Below are 17,447 nucleotides of genomic sequence, written 5' to 3'. Positions count from 1 at the left end.
CACCGCCTCTGCGGCACCGCCTCAGCGACGCCGCAGATCCGCCACGCGCGCCGCCGACCGCTCGGGCGCGAGCACATCGGCGCCGAGCGGACCACCGGGCCCGCGGAACTGCCCGCCCGGGAGCCGGCCGCGCTGCCCCGGCAGCGGCACGTCACGGCGCGGCCTGCCGCCGCCCGGGGGGTGCTGCTCGCCCCCGTGCGCGGCGGCGCCGGTCCCGGCCACCGCGATCTGCACGCCCTGGTCGGCCAGGGCCTGCAACTCGGTGGCGGCGCGCTCGTCGTGCGCGGGGGGCTCGTCGGTGACCAGGCGGGTGATCACATCGGTCGGCACCGTCTGGAACATGGTGTCGGTGCCGAGCTTGGTGTGGTCGGCGAGCACCACGACCTCCGCCGCCGCCTGCACCAGCGCCCGGTCCACGCTCGCGGAGAGCATGTTGGAGGTGGAGAGGCCGCGCTCGGCGGTGAGGCCGCTGCCGGAGAGGAAGGCCCGGGAGACCCGGAGCCCCTGCAGCGACTGCTCGGCCCCGCTGCCCACGAGCGCGTAGTTGGAGCCGCGCAGGGTGCCGCCGGTCATGACGACCTCGACCCGGTTGGCGTGGGCGAGGGCCTGGGCGACGAGCAGCGAGTTGGTGACGACGGTGAGCCCGGGCACCCGGGCCAGCCGGCGGGCCAGCTCCTGCGTGGTGGTGCCGGCGCCGACGACGATGGCCTCGCCCTCTTCGACGAGGCTCGCGGCGACATCGGCGATGGCGGTCTTCTCGGCGGTGGCGAGATGGGATTTCTGCGGGAAGCCGGACTCGCGGGTGAGCCCGCCCGGCAGTACCGCACCGCCGTGCCGGCGGTCGAGGAGTCCTTCGGCCTCCAGGGCCCGCACGTCTCGCCGTACGGTCACTTCTGAGGTCTGGACGACGCGGGCGAGCTCGCGGAGCGACACGGCTCCATTGGCGCGCACCATTTCGAGGATCAACTGGCGACGTTCTGCAGCGAACACGAAACCGACAGTAACGTGACCGACGGCACTTTGGGCCGATTTGCAGAAGATGCACACAGGCGGGGCCTCCACGTGATACGGGAGACCCCGCCATTGATCCGGACCATGCCAGGACTATGCCCCGCCTTGCCGGGGGTTGTCCGAGTCGGCGAACCGTTCCCGCAGGCCGGGGCACTGCCCGGCCGCCCGGTTACGCCTCGCCCGCGGTCTTTCGGGTGTGCAACTGCCGTGCCACTTCCGCGATCGAGCCCGACAGGGAGGGGTACACGGTGAAAGCATTTGCGATCTGTTCCACCGTCAGATTGTTGTCGACCGCGATCGAGATGGGGTGGATCAGCTCGCTCGCGCGCGGCGCGACGACACAGCCGCCGACCACGATGCCGGTGCCCGGACGGCAGAAGATCTTGACGAAGCCGTCCCGGATGCCCTGCATCTTGGCGCGCGGGTTGCGCAGCAGCGGCAGCTTGACGACCTTGGCCTCGATCTTGCCGGCGTCGACGTCGGCCTGGGTGTAGCCGACGGTGGCGATCTCGGGGTCGGTGAAGACGTTGGAGGAGACCGTCTTCAGGTTGAGCGGGGCCACCGCGTCGCCGAGGAAGTGGTACATCGCGATGCGGCCCTGCATGGCGGCCACGGAGGCGAGCGCGAAGACGCCGGTGACGTCGCCCGCCGCGTACACACCGGGAGCGGAGGTACGGGAGACCCGGTCGGTCCAGATGTGGCCCGAGTCCTTCAGCCGGACCCCAGCCTCCTCCAGGCCCATGCCTGCGGAGTTCGGGATGGCGCCGACCGCCATCAGGCAGTGGGTGCCGGAGATGACCCGGCCGTCGGAGAGAGTGACCTCGACCCGGTCGCCCACCCGCTTGGCGGACTCGGCGCGGGAGCGGGCCATGACGTTCATGCCGCGGCGACGGAAGACGTCCTCCAGGACCGCGGCGGCGTCCGGGTCCTCGCCCGGGAGCACGCGGTCGCGGGACGAGACCAGGGTGACCCGGGAGCCCAGCGCCTGGTAGGCGCCGGCGAACTCGGCGCCGGTGACACCGGAACCGACCACGATGAGCTCCTCGGGGAGCTCCTTGAGGTCGTAGACCTGGGTCCAGTTGAGGATCCGCTCGCCGTCCGGCTTGGCGTCCGGCACCTCGCGCGGGTGCCCGCCGGTGGCGATGAGGACGGCGTCGGCGGTCAGCGTCTCCTCGGTGCCGTCGGCGCTGGTCACGATCACCTGGCGGGAGCCGTCCATGGCCTGCCGGCCGGACAGCCGGCCGCGGCCGCGCAGCACACGGGCGCCGGCCCGGGTGACGGAGGCGGTGATGTCGTGCGACTGGGCGAGCGCGAGCCGCTTCACACGGCGGTTGACCTTGCCCAGGTCCACGCCGACGACGCGGGCCGCCTGCTCGATGTGCGGGGTGTCGTCCGCCACGATGATGCCCAGCTCCTCGTACGAGGAGTCGAAGGTGGTCATCACCTCGGCGGTGGCGATCAGGGTCTTGGAGGGAACACAGTCGGTCAGGACGGACGCGCCGCCGAGGCCGTCACAGTCGACGACGGTCACCTCCGCGCCGAGTTGGGCGCCCACCAGGGCCGCCTCGTATCCGCCGGGTCCGCCGCCGATGATCACGATCCGGGTCACTGGGATCTACGCCTCGCGCTCTCGTTCTGCCGGGGAGTCCCCCCGCTGGGCTGCAGTGCGTACGCCATTGTCCCGCACGCTTCAAGTGCGTACCCCATTGTCCCGTACGGACGGCCGAGCCACGCGCCGGGGGCGGGACGGGGGTGTCGGGGGCGCGGCGCGGGGTGTCGGGAGGTCGCTGGGGGCGGGGCGCGGGTGTGCCACCGGGTCGCTGGAGGCAGGGCGCAGGCGGGGCGCGGGTGTGCCGGGGGCCTACCCACCGGTCACTTTCCGGCGCCGTACTCCCGTCATCACTCCCGTCATCCCCCCGTCACCCGGGACGTCGTCATCCACCCCGCCCGCTCCCGTACTCTCGACCCCATGTCGCTCTACGCCGCGTACGCCGGCAACCTCGACGCGCGGCTGATGACCCGCCGCGCTCCCCACTCGCCGCTGCGCGGCACCGGCTGGCTGAACGGCTGGCGGCTGACCTTCGGCGGGGAGCAGATGGGCTGGGAGGGCGCGCTGGCCACGATCGTGGAGGACCCCGGCTCCCAGGTCTTCGTGGCGCTCTACGACATCGCGCCGATGGACGAGGAGTCGATGGACCGCTGGGAGGGTGTCGGGCTCGGCATCTACCGGCGGATGCGGGTGCGGGTGCACACGCTCGACGGCGACGAGTCGGCCTGGGTGTACGTGCTCAACGCGTACGAGGGCGGGCTGCCCTCGGCCCGCTATCTGGGCGAGGTCGCGGACGCGGCGGAGTCGGCGGGCGCGCCGCACGACTACGTGATGGAGCTGCGCAAGCGCCCCTGCTGAGCCGATCGGCAGACGGCGACCGCCGATCTCTTCGTCGGAAACGACAAGACAACGATCGCAGCTCCGTGCGCGACGTCATCTACGCGCGTAGGGATTCTCGGGCTAGGCTGCTGGGCGTATCAAATCCGTCCGGGGCCTCCTCCTCGGACCCCCCTCCCCGAGGCGAGAGAGTCAGTGAACGCTACTGCCACCCCGTACGAGGCCGCCGAGGCCGCCGCCGCGCGCCTGCGCGAGCTGACCGGCGTCGAGAACCACGACGTCGCCCTGGTCATGGGCTCCGGCTGGGCCCCCGCCGTCGACGCGCTCGGCGCGCCCGAGGCCGAGTTCCCGGTCACCGAGCTGCCCGGCTTCCCGCCGCCGGCCGTCGAGGGCCACGGCGGCAAGATCCGCTCGTACAAGATCGGTCAGAAGCGCGCCCTGGTCTTCCTCGGCCGCACCCACTACTACGAGGGCCGCGGCGTCGCCGCCGTCGCCCACGGCGTCCGCACCGCCGTCGCCGCGGGCTGCAAGACCGTCGTCCTCACCAACGGCTGCGGCGGCCTCCGCGAAGGCATGCGCCCCGGCCAGCCGGTCCTCATCAGCGACCACCTCAACCTGACGGCCGCATCCCCGATCGTCGGCGCCAACTTCGTCGACCTGACGAACCTGTACTCGCCGCGGCTGCGCGCGCTGTGCAAGGAGGTCGACGAGACGCTGGAGGAGGGCGTCTACGTCCAGTTCCCCGGCCCGCACTACGAGACCCCGGCCGAGATCAACATGGTCCGCGTCCTCGGCGGCGACCTCGTCGGCATGTCCACCGTCCTCGAGGCCATCGCGGCCCGCGAGGCCGGCGCCGAGGTCCTCGGCATCTCCCTCGTCACCAACCTGGCGGCGGGGCTCTCGGGCGAGCCGCTGAACCACGAGGAGGTGCTCCAGGCGGGGCGCGACTCGGCGGCGCGGATGGGCGAGCTGCTGACGCGGGTGCTGGACCGGATCTGACCGTAGGGCGGGGGCCGCTGCGCGGGGCTTGTCCCCCACCCCGCCCCTTCCCGAAACCGGGGCTTCGCCCCGGACCCCGTACGGCCTTCGGCCGTGTCCTCAAACGCCGGACGGGCTGGGTGTTCCGCCCGGCGGGCGAATCTCAGCCTCGCCGGCGATTGAGGCGCGGGGGTCCGGGGGCAGAGCCCCCGGTTACGGGAAGGGGCGGGGTGGGGAAAGGCTCCGCGCAGCGGCACCCCGCACCCACTCCACCCGCCCCACCCGAAAGGCACACCACCGTGACGCAGGACGACCTCCTCGCCCGGGCCCAGGCGTGGCTCGCCGAGGACCCCGACCCGGAGACCCGTGACGAACTCGGCGCGCTCCTCGACCGCGGCGAGGCCGCGCGGGACGAGCTCGCCGCCCGCTTCGCCGGCACCCTGCAGTTCGGCACCGCCGGCCTGCGCGGGGAGCTCGGCGCGGGCCCGATGCGGATGAACCGCGCCGTCGTGATCCGCGCCGCCGCCGGCCTCGCCGCGTACCTGAAGGCGAAGGGCCAGACCGGCGGCCTCGTCGTCATCGGCTACGACGCCCGCTACAAGTCCGCCGACTTCGCCCGCGACACCGCCGCCGTGATGACCGGCGCCGGCCTGCGCGCGGCGCTGCTGCCGCGGCCGCTGCCGACGCCCGTCCTCGCGTACGCCATAAGGCACCTGGGCGCCGTCGCCGGCGTCGAGGTGACGGCGAGCCACAACCCGCCGCGCGACAACGGCTACAAGGTCTATCTGGGCGACGGCTCGCAGATCGTGCCGCCCGCGGACGCGGAGATCGCCGCCGAGATCGACGCGGTGCGCGCGCTGGCCGACGTACCGCGCCCGACCGAGGGCTGGGAGGTGCTCGGCGACGGCGTCCTGGAGGCCTATCTGGCCCGTACGGACGCGGTCCTGACGCCCGGTTCGCCGCGCACCGTGCGCACCGTCTACACGGCCATGCACGGCGTCGGCAAGGACGTCCTGACGGCCGCCTTCGGCCGGCACGGCTTCCCGCCGCCGGCGCTGGTCGCCGAGCAGGCGGAGCCGGACCCGGCGTTCCCGACGGTGGCGTTCCCGAACCCGGAGGAGCCGGGCGCCATGGACCTCGCCTTCGAGGCGGCCCGGGCCGTGGACCCCGACATCGTGATCGCCAACGACCCGGACGCCGACCGCTGCGCGGTGGCCGTGCCGGACGCGTCCGTCGAGGGCGGCTGGCGGATGCTCCGCGGCGACGAGGTGGGCGCGCTGCTCGCCGCGCACCTGGTGCACAAGGGCGCGACGGGCGTGTTCGCGGAGTCGATCGTGTCGTCGTCGCTGCTGGGCCGGATCGCCGAGGCGGCCGGGGTCGGCTATGAGGAGACGCTGACCGGCTTCAAGTGGATCGCCCGCGTGGAGGGTCTGCGGTACGGCTACGAGGAGGCGCTCGGCTACTGCGTCGACCCGGAGGGCGTCCGCGACAAGGACGGCATCACGGCGGCGCTGCTCATCGCCGAGCTGGCCTCGGAGCTGAAGGAGCGGGACCGCACGCTGACCGACCTGCTCGACGACCTGGCGGTGGCGCACGGTCTGCACGCCACGGACCAGCTGTCGGTGCGGGTCGAGGACCTGGGCGTCATCGCGAACGCGATGGCGGCGCTGCGCGAGAAGCCCCCGGTGCACCTCGCCGGCCTCACGGTCGTCTCGGCCGAGGACCTGACCAAGGGCACGGAGTCGCTGCCGCCGACCGACGGTCTGCGCTACCACCTGGAGGGCGACTACAAGGCCCGGGTGATCGTCCGCCCCTCCGGCACCGAGCCCAAGCTGAAGTGCTACCTGGAGGTCGTGGTGCCGGTCGCCGACGCGAGCGCGCTGGCGACGGCGCGGGCGACGGCCACGACGGTGCTCGGCGCGATCAAGAAGGACCTGGCGGAGGCCGCCGGTCTGTAGCGGCTGTGGGAGGGCCCGTACGGATGCGATTCCGTACGGGCCTTCGCCGTACGCGCCGTCGCGTACCGGCCCCTCGCCCTTCCGGGTGATTCGGGTACGACGGCGAGCGCGACGCGCGGACGGGTTCGGCCCCCGGGTCGGGCCCGGCGGGGCAGGGTGGCCCCCGTGTCCCCCGTGCCGTCGCAGCTGACCCGCCGCCGCACCCCACCGCTCCCCACCGCACCGCCCTCGTCCCCCGCACCGCCTCCCGGAAGTCCGGGCGACATCGTGGCGCGGGCGCTGCGGCACACGGCCCCGGCGCTGCTCGGCTATCTCGCGGTCCGGCTGCTCGGCCTCCTCGTACTCGCGCACTGGACGCATCTGCGGGGCCACGGGGTCTGGCCGGTGCTCGCGACCTCCTGGGACTCCAACTGGTACCTGGGGATCGCCGATCACGGCTACACCCACGAGTACCGCGACCGGCTCACCGATCCCCCGCGCAGCCTGGCCTTCTTCCCGCTCTACCCGGCCCTGGTGAAGGCCGTCGCGGCCGTCACCCCGGGCTCGCGGGCCTCGGTGGGGCTTGTCCTTGCGGTGCTGTGTTCGTTCGCCGCCGCGTGGGGTGTCTTCGCGGTCGGCGACCGGCTGCGCGGGCGTCGCACCGGCACGCTGCTCGCGGTGCTGTGGGGCGCGACGCCGGTCGCCCTGGTGCAGTGGATGGGCTATACGGAGTCGCTGTTCACGGCGCTCGCCGCGTGGGCGCTGTACGCGGTCCTGACCGGGCGCTGGGCCTGGGCGGCCGGCCTGGCCATCGGCGCGGGCCTCACCCGGCCGACCGGCATCGCGGTGGCGGCGGCGGTGTCCGTGGCCGGCCTGCTCGCCGCCCGCCGCCAGGGCCGGGCACCCGTGCTCGCCGCGCTGGCGGCGCCGCTGGGCTGGCTGGCGTACGTCGGCTGGGTGGGCCTCCGGGTCGGCCGCTGGGACGGCTACTTCGCCGTACAGCGCGTCTGGGGCAACGTATGGGACGGCGGCACGGTGACCCGTACCCGGCTGCTCCAGCACCTCGTCCGCTCCCCCGACCCGCAGCTCTTCCTGGTGGTGGTGTCGGTGGTCCTCGTGCTCTCGGCCGGCCTCTACCTGCTCTGCCTGACGGACCGCCAGCCCCTCCCCCTGCTGGTGTTCACCGGGGTGCTGCTCCTCGTGGTCCTGGGCAGCGGCGGCGTCTACTTCCCCCGCGCCCGCTTCCTCCTCCCCGCCTTCCCGCTCCTCCTCCCCCTGGCCACCTCCCTGGCCCGCACCCGCATCCCGACAGCGGCCGTGGTCCTCTGCGGCACGGCCCTGTCCTCGGCGTGGCTGGGGGCGTACATGCTGCTGGTGTGGCAGGGCCCGCCGTGAGCGACGGGCCCGGGCGGGCGGGAAGCCGGCCCTCAGGCCGGCTGATCGGCCCGCCCGTGGGGACGACCCGCCGGCGGGCCAGTAGGCCGCCCGGCACATCCGCCGTCCACGGACCCGCGGGTCGCCCGGCACGCCTGCCTGCGGTCGGCTGACCGACCGGCAGGCAGGGCCACAGGGCGGAGGGCGGAGGGCGGACCTTCCGTCAGTCCGCGGGACGGCGGTGCCACTCCGCCGGTCCGGAGAAACGACCGTCCCGCCGGGCGCACGAGACCGCAGGAGCGCAGGTCGCCCGGTCCGCAGGACAGCACGTCCGCCCGTCCGCAGGACAGCAGGTCGCCCTGCCCGCCTGCCTACGGCGGCCGGTCGGCAGGACCTCGGACGGCAGGTCCGCTCGTCCGCAGCCGGCCCGTCAGCCCGTCGCCATCAGGACCACGAGCAGCACCAGGCCCGCGACGGCCGGCGCGATCACCTCGTACGCCCAGCGGATCTGCGGCTCGCCCTGGGCCTCCGGGAGGGCGCCGCGGCGCTCGGCCATCTCCCGCAGGTCGGCGACCGACTGGTCGGCGGGCGCGACGCGGGCCTTGTCGCCGACGTCGGCGGTGACCGAGGTGCGTCCGTGCGGGTCGTCCTGGGAGGCGCGGGCGGCCTGGCGGGCGGCGCGCTTGCGCTGGCGGAGCGAGACGGGGACGGCCCAGAGCTGGTACTTGCGGCCCTCCTGGGTGAACACCTCGCTGGAGTAGCTGGCCCGCACGTCCGCGATGGCGCCCCAGGGCAGCGTGATGGTCCGGAACGGGTTGCGGATCCGCAGCCGCTCGGCCCCGGCGAACACGGCCGGCCGCACGGTGAAGGCGACGATCAGCGGGATCACCAGGAGCAGCGCGGCCAGCGCCAGCCACGGCGCCCGCCCGTCGCCGCGCAGGATCGTGTCGCCGCCGAGCACGACGGCGAGCACGAGCAGGAACACTCCGCCCGCGATCCCCATGGGTGACCGGAAGACCCGGTCCTTGACGGGCTCGGAGGGCTCGGAGGGCTGCGGTGCGGGCGGCTCGGCGGAGGTCATGGCCCGATTCTGCCTCAGCCCTCACGCGCCGGCCGTGACGAGGCCCACGTACACCCCGGGGCGCACCCGCGCACGGTCACCCACCGCACCCGACCCCGTACCCGCACCGCCCTGTGACCGGACTCACTCGCCACCCCATTCCCCCACGCCCGCCTGCGCTTTCGTACGCTCGGACGAGCGGGGGCCTGTACACGCCGCTACGCGCGTAGATATGCTCGACTGGTGACCATGCCCACCACTGCACCTGCAGCACACGCTTTCGCCGACGTGACCGCGTCCGAGAGCACGCTGCGCCGCTTCCTCCACGGGCTGCCCGGCGTCGACGCCGTCGGCCTGGAGGCGCGCGCCGCGTCCCTCGGCACCCGCTCGATCAAGACCACGGCCAAGGCCTACGCCATCGACCTGGCCATCTCGATGATCGACCTGACGACGCTCGAAGGCGCGGACACCCCGGGCAAGGTCCGGGCGCTCGCCGCGAAGGCCGTCAATCCCGATCCGACCGACCGCACGACCCCGACGACCGCCGCCGTCTGCGTCTACCCCGACATGGTGGCCACCGCCAAGGCCGCCCTGAAGGGCTCCGGCGTCAAGGTCGCCTCCGTCGCCACCGCCTTCCCGGCCGGCCGCGCCGCCCTCCCCGTGAAGCTGGCCGACACCGCCGACGCGATCGCCGCCGGCGCCGACGAGATCGACATGGTCATCGACCGTGGCGCCTTCCTCGCCGGCCGCTACCTGGAGGTCTTCGAGCAGATCGCCGCCATCAAGGCCGAGTGCGGCGACCGCGCCCGGCTCAAGGTGATCTTCGAGACCGGCGAGCTGTCCACGTACGACAACATCCGCCGCGCCTCCTGGCTCGGCATGATCGCCGGCGCGGACTTCATCAAGACCTCGACCGGCAAGGTCGCGGTCAACGCCACCCCCGCCAACACGCTCCTGATGCTGGAGGCCGTGCGCGACTTCCGCGCCCAGACCGGCGTCCAGATCGGCGTGAAGCCGGCCGGCGGCATCCGCAACACCAAGGAAGCGATCAAGTTCCTGGTCCTGGTCAACGAGACCGCGGGCGCGGACTGGCTGGACAACCACTGGTTCCGCTTCGGTGCCTCCAGCCTGCTGAACGACCTGCTCATGCAGCGTCAGAAGCTGGCGACCGGCCACTACTCCGGCCCCGACTACGTGACGGTGGACTGATCACCATGGCATCTGCACCTGCATCCGCATCCCCCTCCCCGTTCGAGTACGCACCGGCGCCCGAGTCCCGGTCCGTCGTCGACATCGCCCCCTCCTACGGCCTCTTCATCGACGGCGAGTTCGTCGACGCCGCCGAGGGCAAGGTCTTCAAGACCGTCTCCCCCTCCACCGAGGAGGTGCTCTCCGAGGTCGCCCAGGCGGGCGCCGAGGACGTGGACCGCGCGGTGAAGGCGGCCCGCAAGGCCTTCGAGAAGTGGTCAGCGCTGCCCGGCGCCGAGCGCGCCAAGTACCTCTTCCGGATCGCCCGGATCATCCAGGAGCGCAGCCGCGAGCTGGCCGTCCTGGAGACCCTGGACAACGGCAAGCCGATCAAGGAGACCCGCGACGCGGACCTCCCGCTGGTCGCCGCGCACTTCTTCTACTACGCGGGCTGGGCCGACAAGCTCGACCACGCCGGCTACGGCGCGAACCCGCGCCCGCTGGGCGTGGCCGGCCAGGTCATCCCGTGGAACTTCCCGCTGCTCATGCTCGCGTGGAAGATCGCCCCGGCGCTCGCCACCGGCAACACGGTGGTCCTCAAGCCCGCCGAGACCACCCCCCTGTCCGCTCTGTTCTTCGCGGACATCTGCCGCCAGGCCGGGCTCCCGAAGGGTGTCGTCAACATCCTCCCCGGTTACGGGGACACGGGCGCCGCGCTCGTCGAGCACCCGGACGTGAACAAGGTCGCGTTCACCGGCTCGACCGCCGTCGGCCGCGCGATCGCGAAGTCCGTGGCGGGCACGAGCAAGAAGCTCACCCTGGAGCTGGGCGGCAAGGGCGCCAACATCGTCTTCGACGACGCCCCCATCGACCAGGCCGTCGAGGGCATCGTCAACGGCATCTTCTTCAACCAGGGCCAGGTCTGCTGCGCGGGCTCCCGCCTCCTGGTCCAGGAGTCGATCCACGACGAGCTGCTGGACTCGCTCAAGCGGCGCCTGTCCACGCTGCGCCTGGGCGACCCGCTCGACAAGAACACCGACATCGGCGCCATCAACTCCGAGGAGCAGCTGTCCCGGATCACCTCGCTCGTCGAGCGGGGCGAGGCGGAGGGCGCCGAGCGCTGGACCGCCGCCTGCGACATCCCGTCGGCCGGCTACTGGTTCGCCCCGACGCTCTTCACGAACGTCACCCAGGCGCACACCGTCGCCCGCGACGAGATCTTCGGCCCGGTCCTGTCGGTGCTGACCTTCCGTACGCCCGACGAGGCCGTCGCCAAGGCCAACAACAGCCAGTACGGCCTGTCGGCGGGCATCTGGACGGAGAAGGGCTCCCGCATCCTCGCGGTCGCCAACAAGCTCCGCGCCGGTGTCGTCTGGGCCAACACGTTCAACAAGTTCGACCCGACCTCGCCGTTCGGCGGCTACAAGGAGTCGGGCTTCGGCCGCGAGGGCGGCCGTCACGGTCTGGAGGCCTACCTCGATGTCTGACCAGCAGACCCGTCTGGGCGTCTTCAAGACCTACAAGCTGTACGTGGGCGGGAAGTTCCCGCGTTCCGAGAGCGGCCGGGTGTACGAGGTGACGGACTCGAAGGGCAAGTGGCTGGCGAACGCCCCGCTCTCCTCCCGCAAGGACGCCCGTGACGCCGTCGTGGCGGCCCGCAAGGCGCAGGGCGGCTGGGCGGGCGCGACCGCGTACAACCGCGGCCAGATCCTCTACCGCGTCGCCGAGATGCTGGAGGGCCGCCGGGACCAGTTCGTGCGCGAGGTCGGCGAGGCCGAGGGCCTGTCGAAGTCGAAGGCCGCCGCGGTCGTCGACGCGGCGATCGACCGCTGGGTCTGGTACGCGGGCTGGACCGACAAGATCGCCCAGGTCGTCGGCGGCGCCAACCCGGTGGCGGGCCCGTACTTCAACCTGTCCACCCCGGAGCCGACCGGCGTCGTCACCGTGATCGCGCCCCAGGACTCGTCGTTCCTGGGCCTGGTCTCGGTGATCGCCCCGGTCATCGCGACCGGCAACACCGCCGTCGTCGTCGCGAGCGAGAAGGCCCCGCTCCCCGCGCTCTCCCTGGGCGAGGTCCTGGCCACCTCCGACCTGCCCGGCGGCGTGGTCAACATCCTGTCCGGCAAGGCCGCCGAGATGGGCCCGCACCTCGCGGCCCACCTCGACGTCAACGCCATCGACCTCACGGGCGCGGACGCCGACCTGGCCCGCGACCTGGAGATCGCCGCGGCGGACAACCTCAAGCGCGTCCTGCGCCCGCGCACCGAGGACTTCACCGAGTCCCCGGGCACGGACCGGATGACCGCGTTCCTGGAGACGAAGACCGTCTGGCACCCCACGGGTTCGCTGGGCGCGAGCGGCTCCGCGTACTAGATCGCGTACGCGCGAGAGGCCCCGACCTTGACCGGTCGGGGCCTCGTCGTCGTACCGCTACGGCAGCAGGCCCTGCGTCAGCGGCCCCGCCACCGGCAGGTCGGCGAGCGCGCCGCCCTTGGTGACCAGGTCGGTCGCCATGTTCGTGCCGACCGGCTTGAAGTCGGCGACCTGGGTGCCGAGTCCGTTGTCCAGCGGGTCCACGCCGGTGTTGGCCAGCGGGTCGAGCTGCAGCCTGGTCAGCGGGGCCACACCGTGGCCGACGCCCTCCAGGGCCGCGGCGCCGTCCGTCTTGGTCAGGCTGTCCACCGGGAGCGGCACGCCGACGCCTTCGGCGGCCTGGGCCGCGGCGCCCGCGCCGAGCAGGGCGGCGCCGGCCGCCGTGACGGTGAGGCCGGCCTTCAACAGGGCGCTGCGTCGGGAGGTTCGGGGAGCGGCGTGACTCGCCATGGGGAGAGTTCCTTCCGGAGGGTGGTCGAGCGGGCACCGACAGTAGTAGAGGTGTGATGCTCGATACCAACGGGTCACCTCGGGGGTCCCCTATTGGGGGGAATGGTTCACACTGGTGTCCCGTGAGTTCCCAACCGATCCCGACCCGGGTCGTCCTGCTCGCGGGCCCCTCCGGCTCCGGCAAGTCGTCCCTCGCCGCCCGCACCGGCCTGCCGGTCCTGCGCCTCGACGATTTCTACAAGGAGGCCGACGACCCCTCCCTGCCACTGGTCGAGCACAGCACCGACATCGACTGGGACTCGCCGCTCTCCTGGGACGCCGATGAGGCCGTCGCCGCGATCGTGCGGCTGTGCCGTACGGGACGGACCGACGTGCCGGTGTACGACATCGCCACCAGCTCGCGGGTCGACCACGAGGTCCTCGACATCGAGCGCACCCCGCTGTTCGTGGCGGAGGGCATCTTCGCCGCCGAGATCGTGGAGCGCTGCCGCGAGCTCGGCGTGCTCGCCGACGCGCTGTGTCTGCGCGGCCGGCCCTCGACGACCTTCCGCCGCCGGCTGCTCCGGGACCTCAAGGAGGGCCGCAAGTCCGTGCCCTTCCTGCTGCGCCGCGGCTGGCGCCTGATGCGCGCCGAGCGCGCGATCGTGGCCCGCCAGGCCGCGCTCGGCGCCCACCCGTGCGCCAAGGACGAGGCCCTCGGCCGGCTCGCCGCTGCGGCCGCCGGCCGCTGCCGGGTGCCCGCCGCCCGCTAGGGCGCGCCCTGCCCGTAACGGGTCCGTACACACGGAAGGCGCGGCCCGGACAAGACCCCCGCTTGTCCGACCCGCGCCGATTTCCCCGTACCCCCGTACGGTCCCCCGTGTGGTGCTCCCCCGTGTTCCCCCGTACTTCCCCCGTGTGCCCTCAGGCGACGAGCTCGCCGAAGGACTCCTCCTCGTCACGGCCGAAGCTCAGCACCTCGTCCTCGCGCAGTCGCCGCAGCGAGCGCCAGATGCTCGACTTCACCGTGCCGACACTGATGTCCAGGATCTCCGCGATCTCCGGGTCGGTCCGGCCCTCGTAGTAGCGCAGCACCAGCATCGTGCGCTGGAGCTCGGGCAGACGGGCCAGCGCCTGCCAGAGGACCGCGCGCAGTTCGGTGCCGCGCATCGCGTCCGTCTCGCCCACCGTCTCCGGGAGCTCCTCGGTCGGGTACTCGTTGAGCTTGCGCCGGCGCCAGGCGCTGATGTGCAGGTTCGTCATCGTGCGGCGCAGGTAGCCGCCGACCGCGGCCTTGTCGCTGATCCGGTCCCAGGCGCGGTACGTGGAGAACAGCGCGCTCTGGAGCAGGTCCTCGGCCTCGAAGCGGTCGCCGGTCAGGTGGTAGGCGGTGGCGTACAGGGAGGCCCGGCGCTCCTGGACGTAGGCCGTGAACTCGGCCTCCGAGCAGGAACGCTCCCCCGTGACCTCCCCGTACGCCGCTCCCCCGTCAGTCACGGCGACCATGTACGGCGCCTTGTACTGACGCCCGACGCTACGAGCGCACCCCCGCCCGCCCGCTACGCCGGACTTCTCGGTGTTCCGCGTGACGTCGTGGAGACGCGTGACAACTGCGCTGGAGGTGGTGCTGTGCAGTGCGTTCATCTCGCGCCCCCCGTCGGTCGGAATCCGTAGGTCCTTGATGTCGAAAAGCTTGCCCGGCGCACTTCATGGCGGTGTCCGCCGACTGTCACAGGCGTGTCACAGGGCCGGGCGTTACGGGAACGTGGCCGCCGGCCGGAAGGGAGGGGTGGCCGGACGGTCGAACTCGGACGGGCGCATGGGACAGAATGAGGCCGTGCCTTTCCTGTTGCTGATCGAGGACGACGACGCCATCCGCACGGCCCTCGAACTCTCCCTGTCACGCCAGGGCCACCGTGTGGCCACCGCGGCGACGGGCGAGGACGGCCTGAAGCTGTTGAAGGAACAGCGGCCGGACCTGGTCGTGCTGGACGTGATGCTGCCCGGCATCGACGGTTTCGAGGTGTGCCGGCGCATCCGGCGCACGGACCAGTTGCCGATCATCCTGCTGACGGCCCGCAGCGACGACATCGACGTGGTCGTGGGCCTGGAGTCGGGTGCCGACGACTACGTGGTGAAGCCCGTGCAGGGCCGGGTGCTCGACGCCCGGATCCGCGCGGTGCTGCGGCGCGGCGAGCGGGAGGCCACCGACTCGGCCACCTTCGGCTCGCTGGTGATCGACCGCTCCGCGATGACCGTGACGAAGAACGGGGAGGACCTGCAGCTCACGCCGACCGAGCTGCGGCTGCTCCTGGAGCTGAGCCGCCGTCCCGGCCAGGCCCTGTCGCGCCAGCAGCTGCTGCGGCTCGTCTGGGAGCACGACTACCTGGGCGACTCGCGCCTGGTCGACGCCTGTGTGCAGCGGCTGCGCGCCAAGGTGGAGGACGTGCCGTCCTCGCCGACCCTGATCCGTACCGTACGGGGCGTGGGCTATCGGCTGGACGTCCCTGCGTGAGCAAAGGGATCATCACGGCGCTCCGCTTCACCAGCCTGCGGCTCCGTCTCGTCGTCGTCTTCGCCCTGGTCGCGCTCACCGCGGCCGTGTCGGCCTCCGGCATCGCGTACTGGCTCAACCGCGAGGCCGTGCTCAAGCGCACCCAGGACGCGGCGCTCAACGACTTCCGGCAGGAGATGCAGAACCGGGCGGCGACGCTGCCGCTGCGGCCCACCCAGGAGGAGCTGCGGCGCACCGCCGAGCAGATGGCGGGCGGCAGCGCCGGCTACAGCGTGCTGCTGATCGGCGAGCGGGCGGCCGGCAAGCCGATCGTCGGCGCCTCCGACCCGGACAGCTTCACGCTCGCGGACGTGCCGCGGTCGCTGCGTACCGCGGTGTCGACCGAGCGGCCGGTCACGGACGCCAACCCGTACCGCTACCACCTGGTGTGGCAGCGCACCCAGCGCGGCTCGACGCCGTATCTGGTGGGCGGGACGAAGATCGACGGCGGCGGGCCGACCGGCTACATGTTCAAGTCGCTGGCGGCGGAGAAGGCCGACCTCAACTCGCTGTCCTGGTCGCTCGGCATCGCCACCGGCCTCGCCGTGATCGGCTCGGTGCTGCTCGCGCAGGTCGCGGCGACCACTGTGCTCCGTCCGGTGCACCGGCTCGGCGAGGCGGCCCGGCAGCTCGGCGAGGGCAAGCTCGACACCCGGCTGCGGGTCTCCGGCGCGGACGAACTGGCCGATCTGTCGCGGACCTTCAACAGCGCGGCGGAGTCGCTGCAGAAGAAGGTCGCGGACATGAGCGCGCGGGAGGAGGCGAGCCGCCGCTTCGTCGCCGACATGTCGCACGAGCTGCGCACCCCGCTGACCGCGCTGACCGCCGTGACCGAGGTCCTGGAGGACGAGCAGGACGGCCTGGACCCGATGATCGCGCCCGCGGTCGCGCTGGTCGTCAGCGAGACCCGGCGGCTCAACGACCTGGTGGAGAACCTGATGGAGGTGACCCGCTTCGACGCGGGCACCGCGCGCCTGGTCCTGGACGACGTGGACATCGCCGACCAGATCACCGCCTGCATCGACGCCCGGGCCTGGCTGGACGCGGTCGACCTGGACGCCGAGCGCGGCATCGTGGCCCGGCTCGACCCGCGCCGCCTGGACGTCATCCTGGCCAATCTGATCGGCAACGCGCTCAAGCACGGCGGTTCGCCGGTGCGGGTGTCGGTACGGACCGAGGGCACGGGGGCCGAGGAGGAGCTGGTGATCTCGGTGCGCGACCACGGGCCCGGCATTCCGGTGGAGGTGCTTCCGCACGTCTTCGACCGCTTCTACAAGGCCAGCGCCTCGCGGCCGCGTTCGGACGGCAGCGGCCTCGGTCTCTCCATCGCCATGGAGAACGCGCTGATCCACGGCGGTTCGATCACGGCCGCCAACTCCACGGACGCGGAAGGACGGGTGGACGGCGCGGTGTTCGTGCTGCGGCTGCCCCGGGGCGAGGTGGAGGAGAGTTGAGAGGGCTGCGGACTTTCCCGCGCCGTGCGGGCCTGCTGGTCCTGGGCGCCGTGCTGCTCGCGGGCTGCGGCATCCGTACGACCTCGGTGCCGGTCGACGCGGGCGCGGCGCCCTCCCGGGTGCCGTGCAGCGTGCCGGGCGGGGCCTCGGAGACCGGGATGCAGAGCGGGGTGCCGCTGCGCGTGTACCTGCTGTGCGGGGCGCAGTTGGAGCCGGTGGAGCGGCGGTCGCCGCTGCCCGAGGAGAAGGCGTCGGGCGATCCGGTGCGCACCGCCTCCGCGCTGCTCGTACAGCTGGAGACCGAGCCCTCGGAGGAGGAGCGGCGGGCCGGGTTCGGCACGGCGGTGAAGGGACCGCTGGTGGTCACCGGGCCGCACAAGGGCGACCCGGCGGGCACGCTGCGGCTGAGCCGGCAGCCCGAGGACCTGCCGCCGACCGCCCTGGCGCAGATCGTGTGCACCTTCGCGGAGAGCCCGGCGGGCGAGTCGGCCCCCGGCGGCTCGGGCGGCGACTCGATCGTGCTTGGCGGCCCCGGCCCGTACCAGCCGCGCCGCTACAGCTGTACGGCCGACCTGAAGGAGCGCCCGGAGACGGCGGTGCCTTCGGCGCCGGCGTCGTCGGCCTGACGCGGCCCGTTCTGTCGCCTGCGTCACCTGGTCCGGACCCGGCGGAACCGATTCCGCCGGGGTGCGCGTCTTGGGGG

The 17,447-nt window shown here is 72.9% G+C and carries 16 protein-coding genes; 11 read left to right on the top strand and 5 right to left on the bottom strand.

The genetic code is table 11. The annotated features are described in order from the left end of the window. Positions 1-21: 21 nt before the first annotated feature. Together JAO84_RS23020 and JAO84_RS23015 are read right to left on the bottom strand one after the other, a co-directional pair. Entirely contained in the window at positions 22-954 is a 933-nt protein-coding gene (locus tag JAO84_RS23020) for a DeoR/GlpR family DNA-binding transcription regulator (RefSeq protein WP_370416846.1), read from the bottom strand. 226 nt (positions 955-1,180) lie between these two features. Continuing rightward, positions 1,181-2,620: an NAD(P)H-quinone dehydrogenase gene (locus JAO84_RS23015; RefSeq protein ID WP_265868132.1), complete on the bottom strand. Its 1,440-nt coding sequence runs from the start codon at positions 2,618-2,620 to the stop codon at positions 1,181-1,183. A gap of 360 nt (positions 2,621-2,980) precedes the next feature. Between JAO84_RS23015 and JAO84_RS23010 the strand changes: the two genes are divergently transcribed. The 4 genes from JAO84_RS23010 to JAO84_RS22995 all read left to right on the top strand — a co-directional run bounded on the left by JAO84_RS23010 (position 2,981) and on the right by JAO84_RS22995 (position 7,707). Next, positions 2,981-3,418 carry a gamma-glutamylcyclotransferase gene (locus tag JAO84_RS23010; RefSeq protein ID WP_370414547.1) on the top strand — a complete coding sequence of 146 codons (438 nt, stop codon included), beginning with the start codon at positions 2,981-2,983 and terminating at the stop codon, positions 3,416-3,418. Between the two features lie 174 nt (positions 3,419-3,592). Beyond that, on the top strand, positions 3,593-4,396 hold the full coding sequence (locus tag JAO84_RS23005) for a purine-nucleoside phosphorylase (RefSeq protein WP_370414546.1): 804 nt from the start codon (positions 3,593-3,595) through the stop codon (positions 4,394-4,396). A gap of 278 nt (positions 4,397-4,674) precedes the next feature. After that, positions 4,675-6,333 carry a phospho-sugar mutase gene (locus JAO84_RS23000; protein ID WP_370414545.1) on the top strand — a complete coding sequence of 553 codons (1,659 nt, stop codon included), beginning with the start codon at positions 4,675-4,677 and terminating at the stop codon, positions 6,331-6,333. A gap of 174 nt (positions 6,334-6,507) precedes the next feature. Continuing rightward, positions 6,508-7,707 carry a hypothetical protein gene (locus JAO84_RS22995; protein ID WP_370416845.1) on the top strand — a complete coding sequence of 400 codons (1,200 nt, stop codon included), beginning with the start codon at positions 6,508-6,510 and terminating at the stop codon, positions 7,705-7,707. Positions 7,708-8,116: 409 nt separating this feature from the next. On the opposite strand, the gene JAO84_RS22990 is transcribed toward JAO84_RS22995, so the two are convergent. Beyond that, positions 8,117-8,767 carry a PH domain-containing protein gene (locus JAO84_RS22990; protein WP_370414544.1) on the bottom strand — a complete coding sequence of 217 codons (651 nt, stop codon included), beginning with the start codon at positions 8,765-8,767 and terminating at the stop codon, positions 8,117-8,119. Between the two features lie 228 nt (positions 8,768-8,995). Between JAO84_RS22990 and deoC the strand changes: the two genes are divergently transcribed. The 3 genes from deoC to JAO84_RS22975 are packed head-to-tail and all read left to right on the top strand — an operon-like array spanning position 8,996 to position 12,307. Next, entirely contained in the window at positions 8,996-9,955 is a 960-nt protein-coding gene (gene deoC / locus JAO84_RS22985; RefSeq protein WP_265869052.1) for a deoxyribose-phosphate aldolase, read from the top strand. 5 nt (positions 9,956-9,960) lie between these two features. After that, positions 9,961-11,421: an aldehyde dehydrogenase family protein gene (locus tag JAO84_RS22980; protein WP_370414543.1), complete on the top strand. Its 1,461-nt coding sequence runs from the start codon at positions 9,961-9,963 to the stop codon at positions 11,419-11,421. Continuing rightward, positions 11,414-12,307 carry an aldehyde dehydrogenase family protein gene (locus JAO84_RS22975; protein ID WP_370414542.1) on the top strand — a complete coding sequence of 298 codons (894 nt, stop codon included), beginning with the start codon at positions 11,414-11,416 and terminating at the stop codon, positions 12,305-12,307. The genes JAO84_RS22980 and JAO84_RS22975 overlap by 8 nt, the downstream gene beginning before the upstream one ends. A gap of 57 nt (positions 12,308-12,364) precedes the next feature. On the opposite strand, the gene JAO84_RS22970 is transcribed toward JAO84_RS22975, so the two are convergent. Continuing rightward, positions 12,365-12,757, bottom strand: a complete 393-nt coding sequence (locus tag JAO84_RS22970) for a hypothetical protein (RefSeq protein WP_265869007.1) — start codon at positions 12,755-12,757, stop codon at positions 12,365-12,367. Positions 12,758-12,813: 56 nt separating this feature from the next. Here JAO84_RS22970 and JAO84_RS22965 point away from each other — a divergent pair, with 56 nt between their 5' ends. After that, a complete protein-coding gene (locus tag JAO84_RS22965; protein WP_370414541.1) occupies positions 12,814-13,509 on the top strand; it encodes a uridine kinase in 696 nt (231 codons plus the stop codon). A 151-nt stretch (positions 13,510-13,660) separates the two neighbouring features. On the opposite strand, the gene JAO84_RS22960 is transcribed toward JAO84_RS22965, so the two are convergent. Next, positions 13,661-14,380 (bottom strand): SigE family RNA polymerase sigma factor, encoded by a 720-nt coding sequence (locus tag JAO84_RS22960; protein ID WP_365754872.1) that lies wholly within the window; start codon positions 14,378-14,380, stop codon positions 13,661-13,663. A gap of 193 nt (positions 14,381-14,573) precedes the next feature. Here JAO84_RS22960 and afsQ1 point away from each other — a divergent pair, with 193 nt between their 5' ends. Genes afsQ1 through JAO84_RS22945 form a run of 3 tightly spaced genes read left to right on the top strand, consistent with a single transcriptional unit; the run spans position 14,574 to position 17,370 of the window. Further along, entirely contained in the window at positions 14,574-15,251 is a 678-nt protein-coding gene (gene afsQ1, locus JAO84_RS22955; RefSeq protein WP_265869013.1) for a two-component system response regulator AfsQ1, read from the top strand. Next, entirely contained in the window at positions 15,248-16,744 is a 1,497-nt protein-coding gene (locus tag JAO84_RS22950) for an ATP-binding protein (protein WP_370414540.1), read from the top strand. The genes afsQ1 and JAO84_RS22950 overlap by 4 nt, the downstream gene beginning before the upstream one ends. After that, positions 16,741-17,370 (top strand): hypothetical protein, encoded by a 630-nt coding sequence (locus tag JAO84_RS22945; protein WP_370414539.1) that lies wholly within the window; start codon positions 16,741-16,743, stop codon positions 17,368-17,370. Before JAO84_RS22950 ends, JAO84_RS22945 begins: the two co-directional genes overlap by 4 nt. Positions 17,371-17,447 lie beyond the last annotated feature (77 nt).

Source organism: Streptomyces fradiae, from assembly GCF_041270065.1.
GTDB lineage: Bacteria > Actinomycetota > Actinomycetes > Streptomycetales > Streptomycetaceae > Streptomyces.
This window is presented reverse-complemented; position numbering and strand designations above follow the sequence as displayed.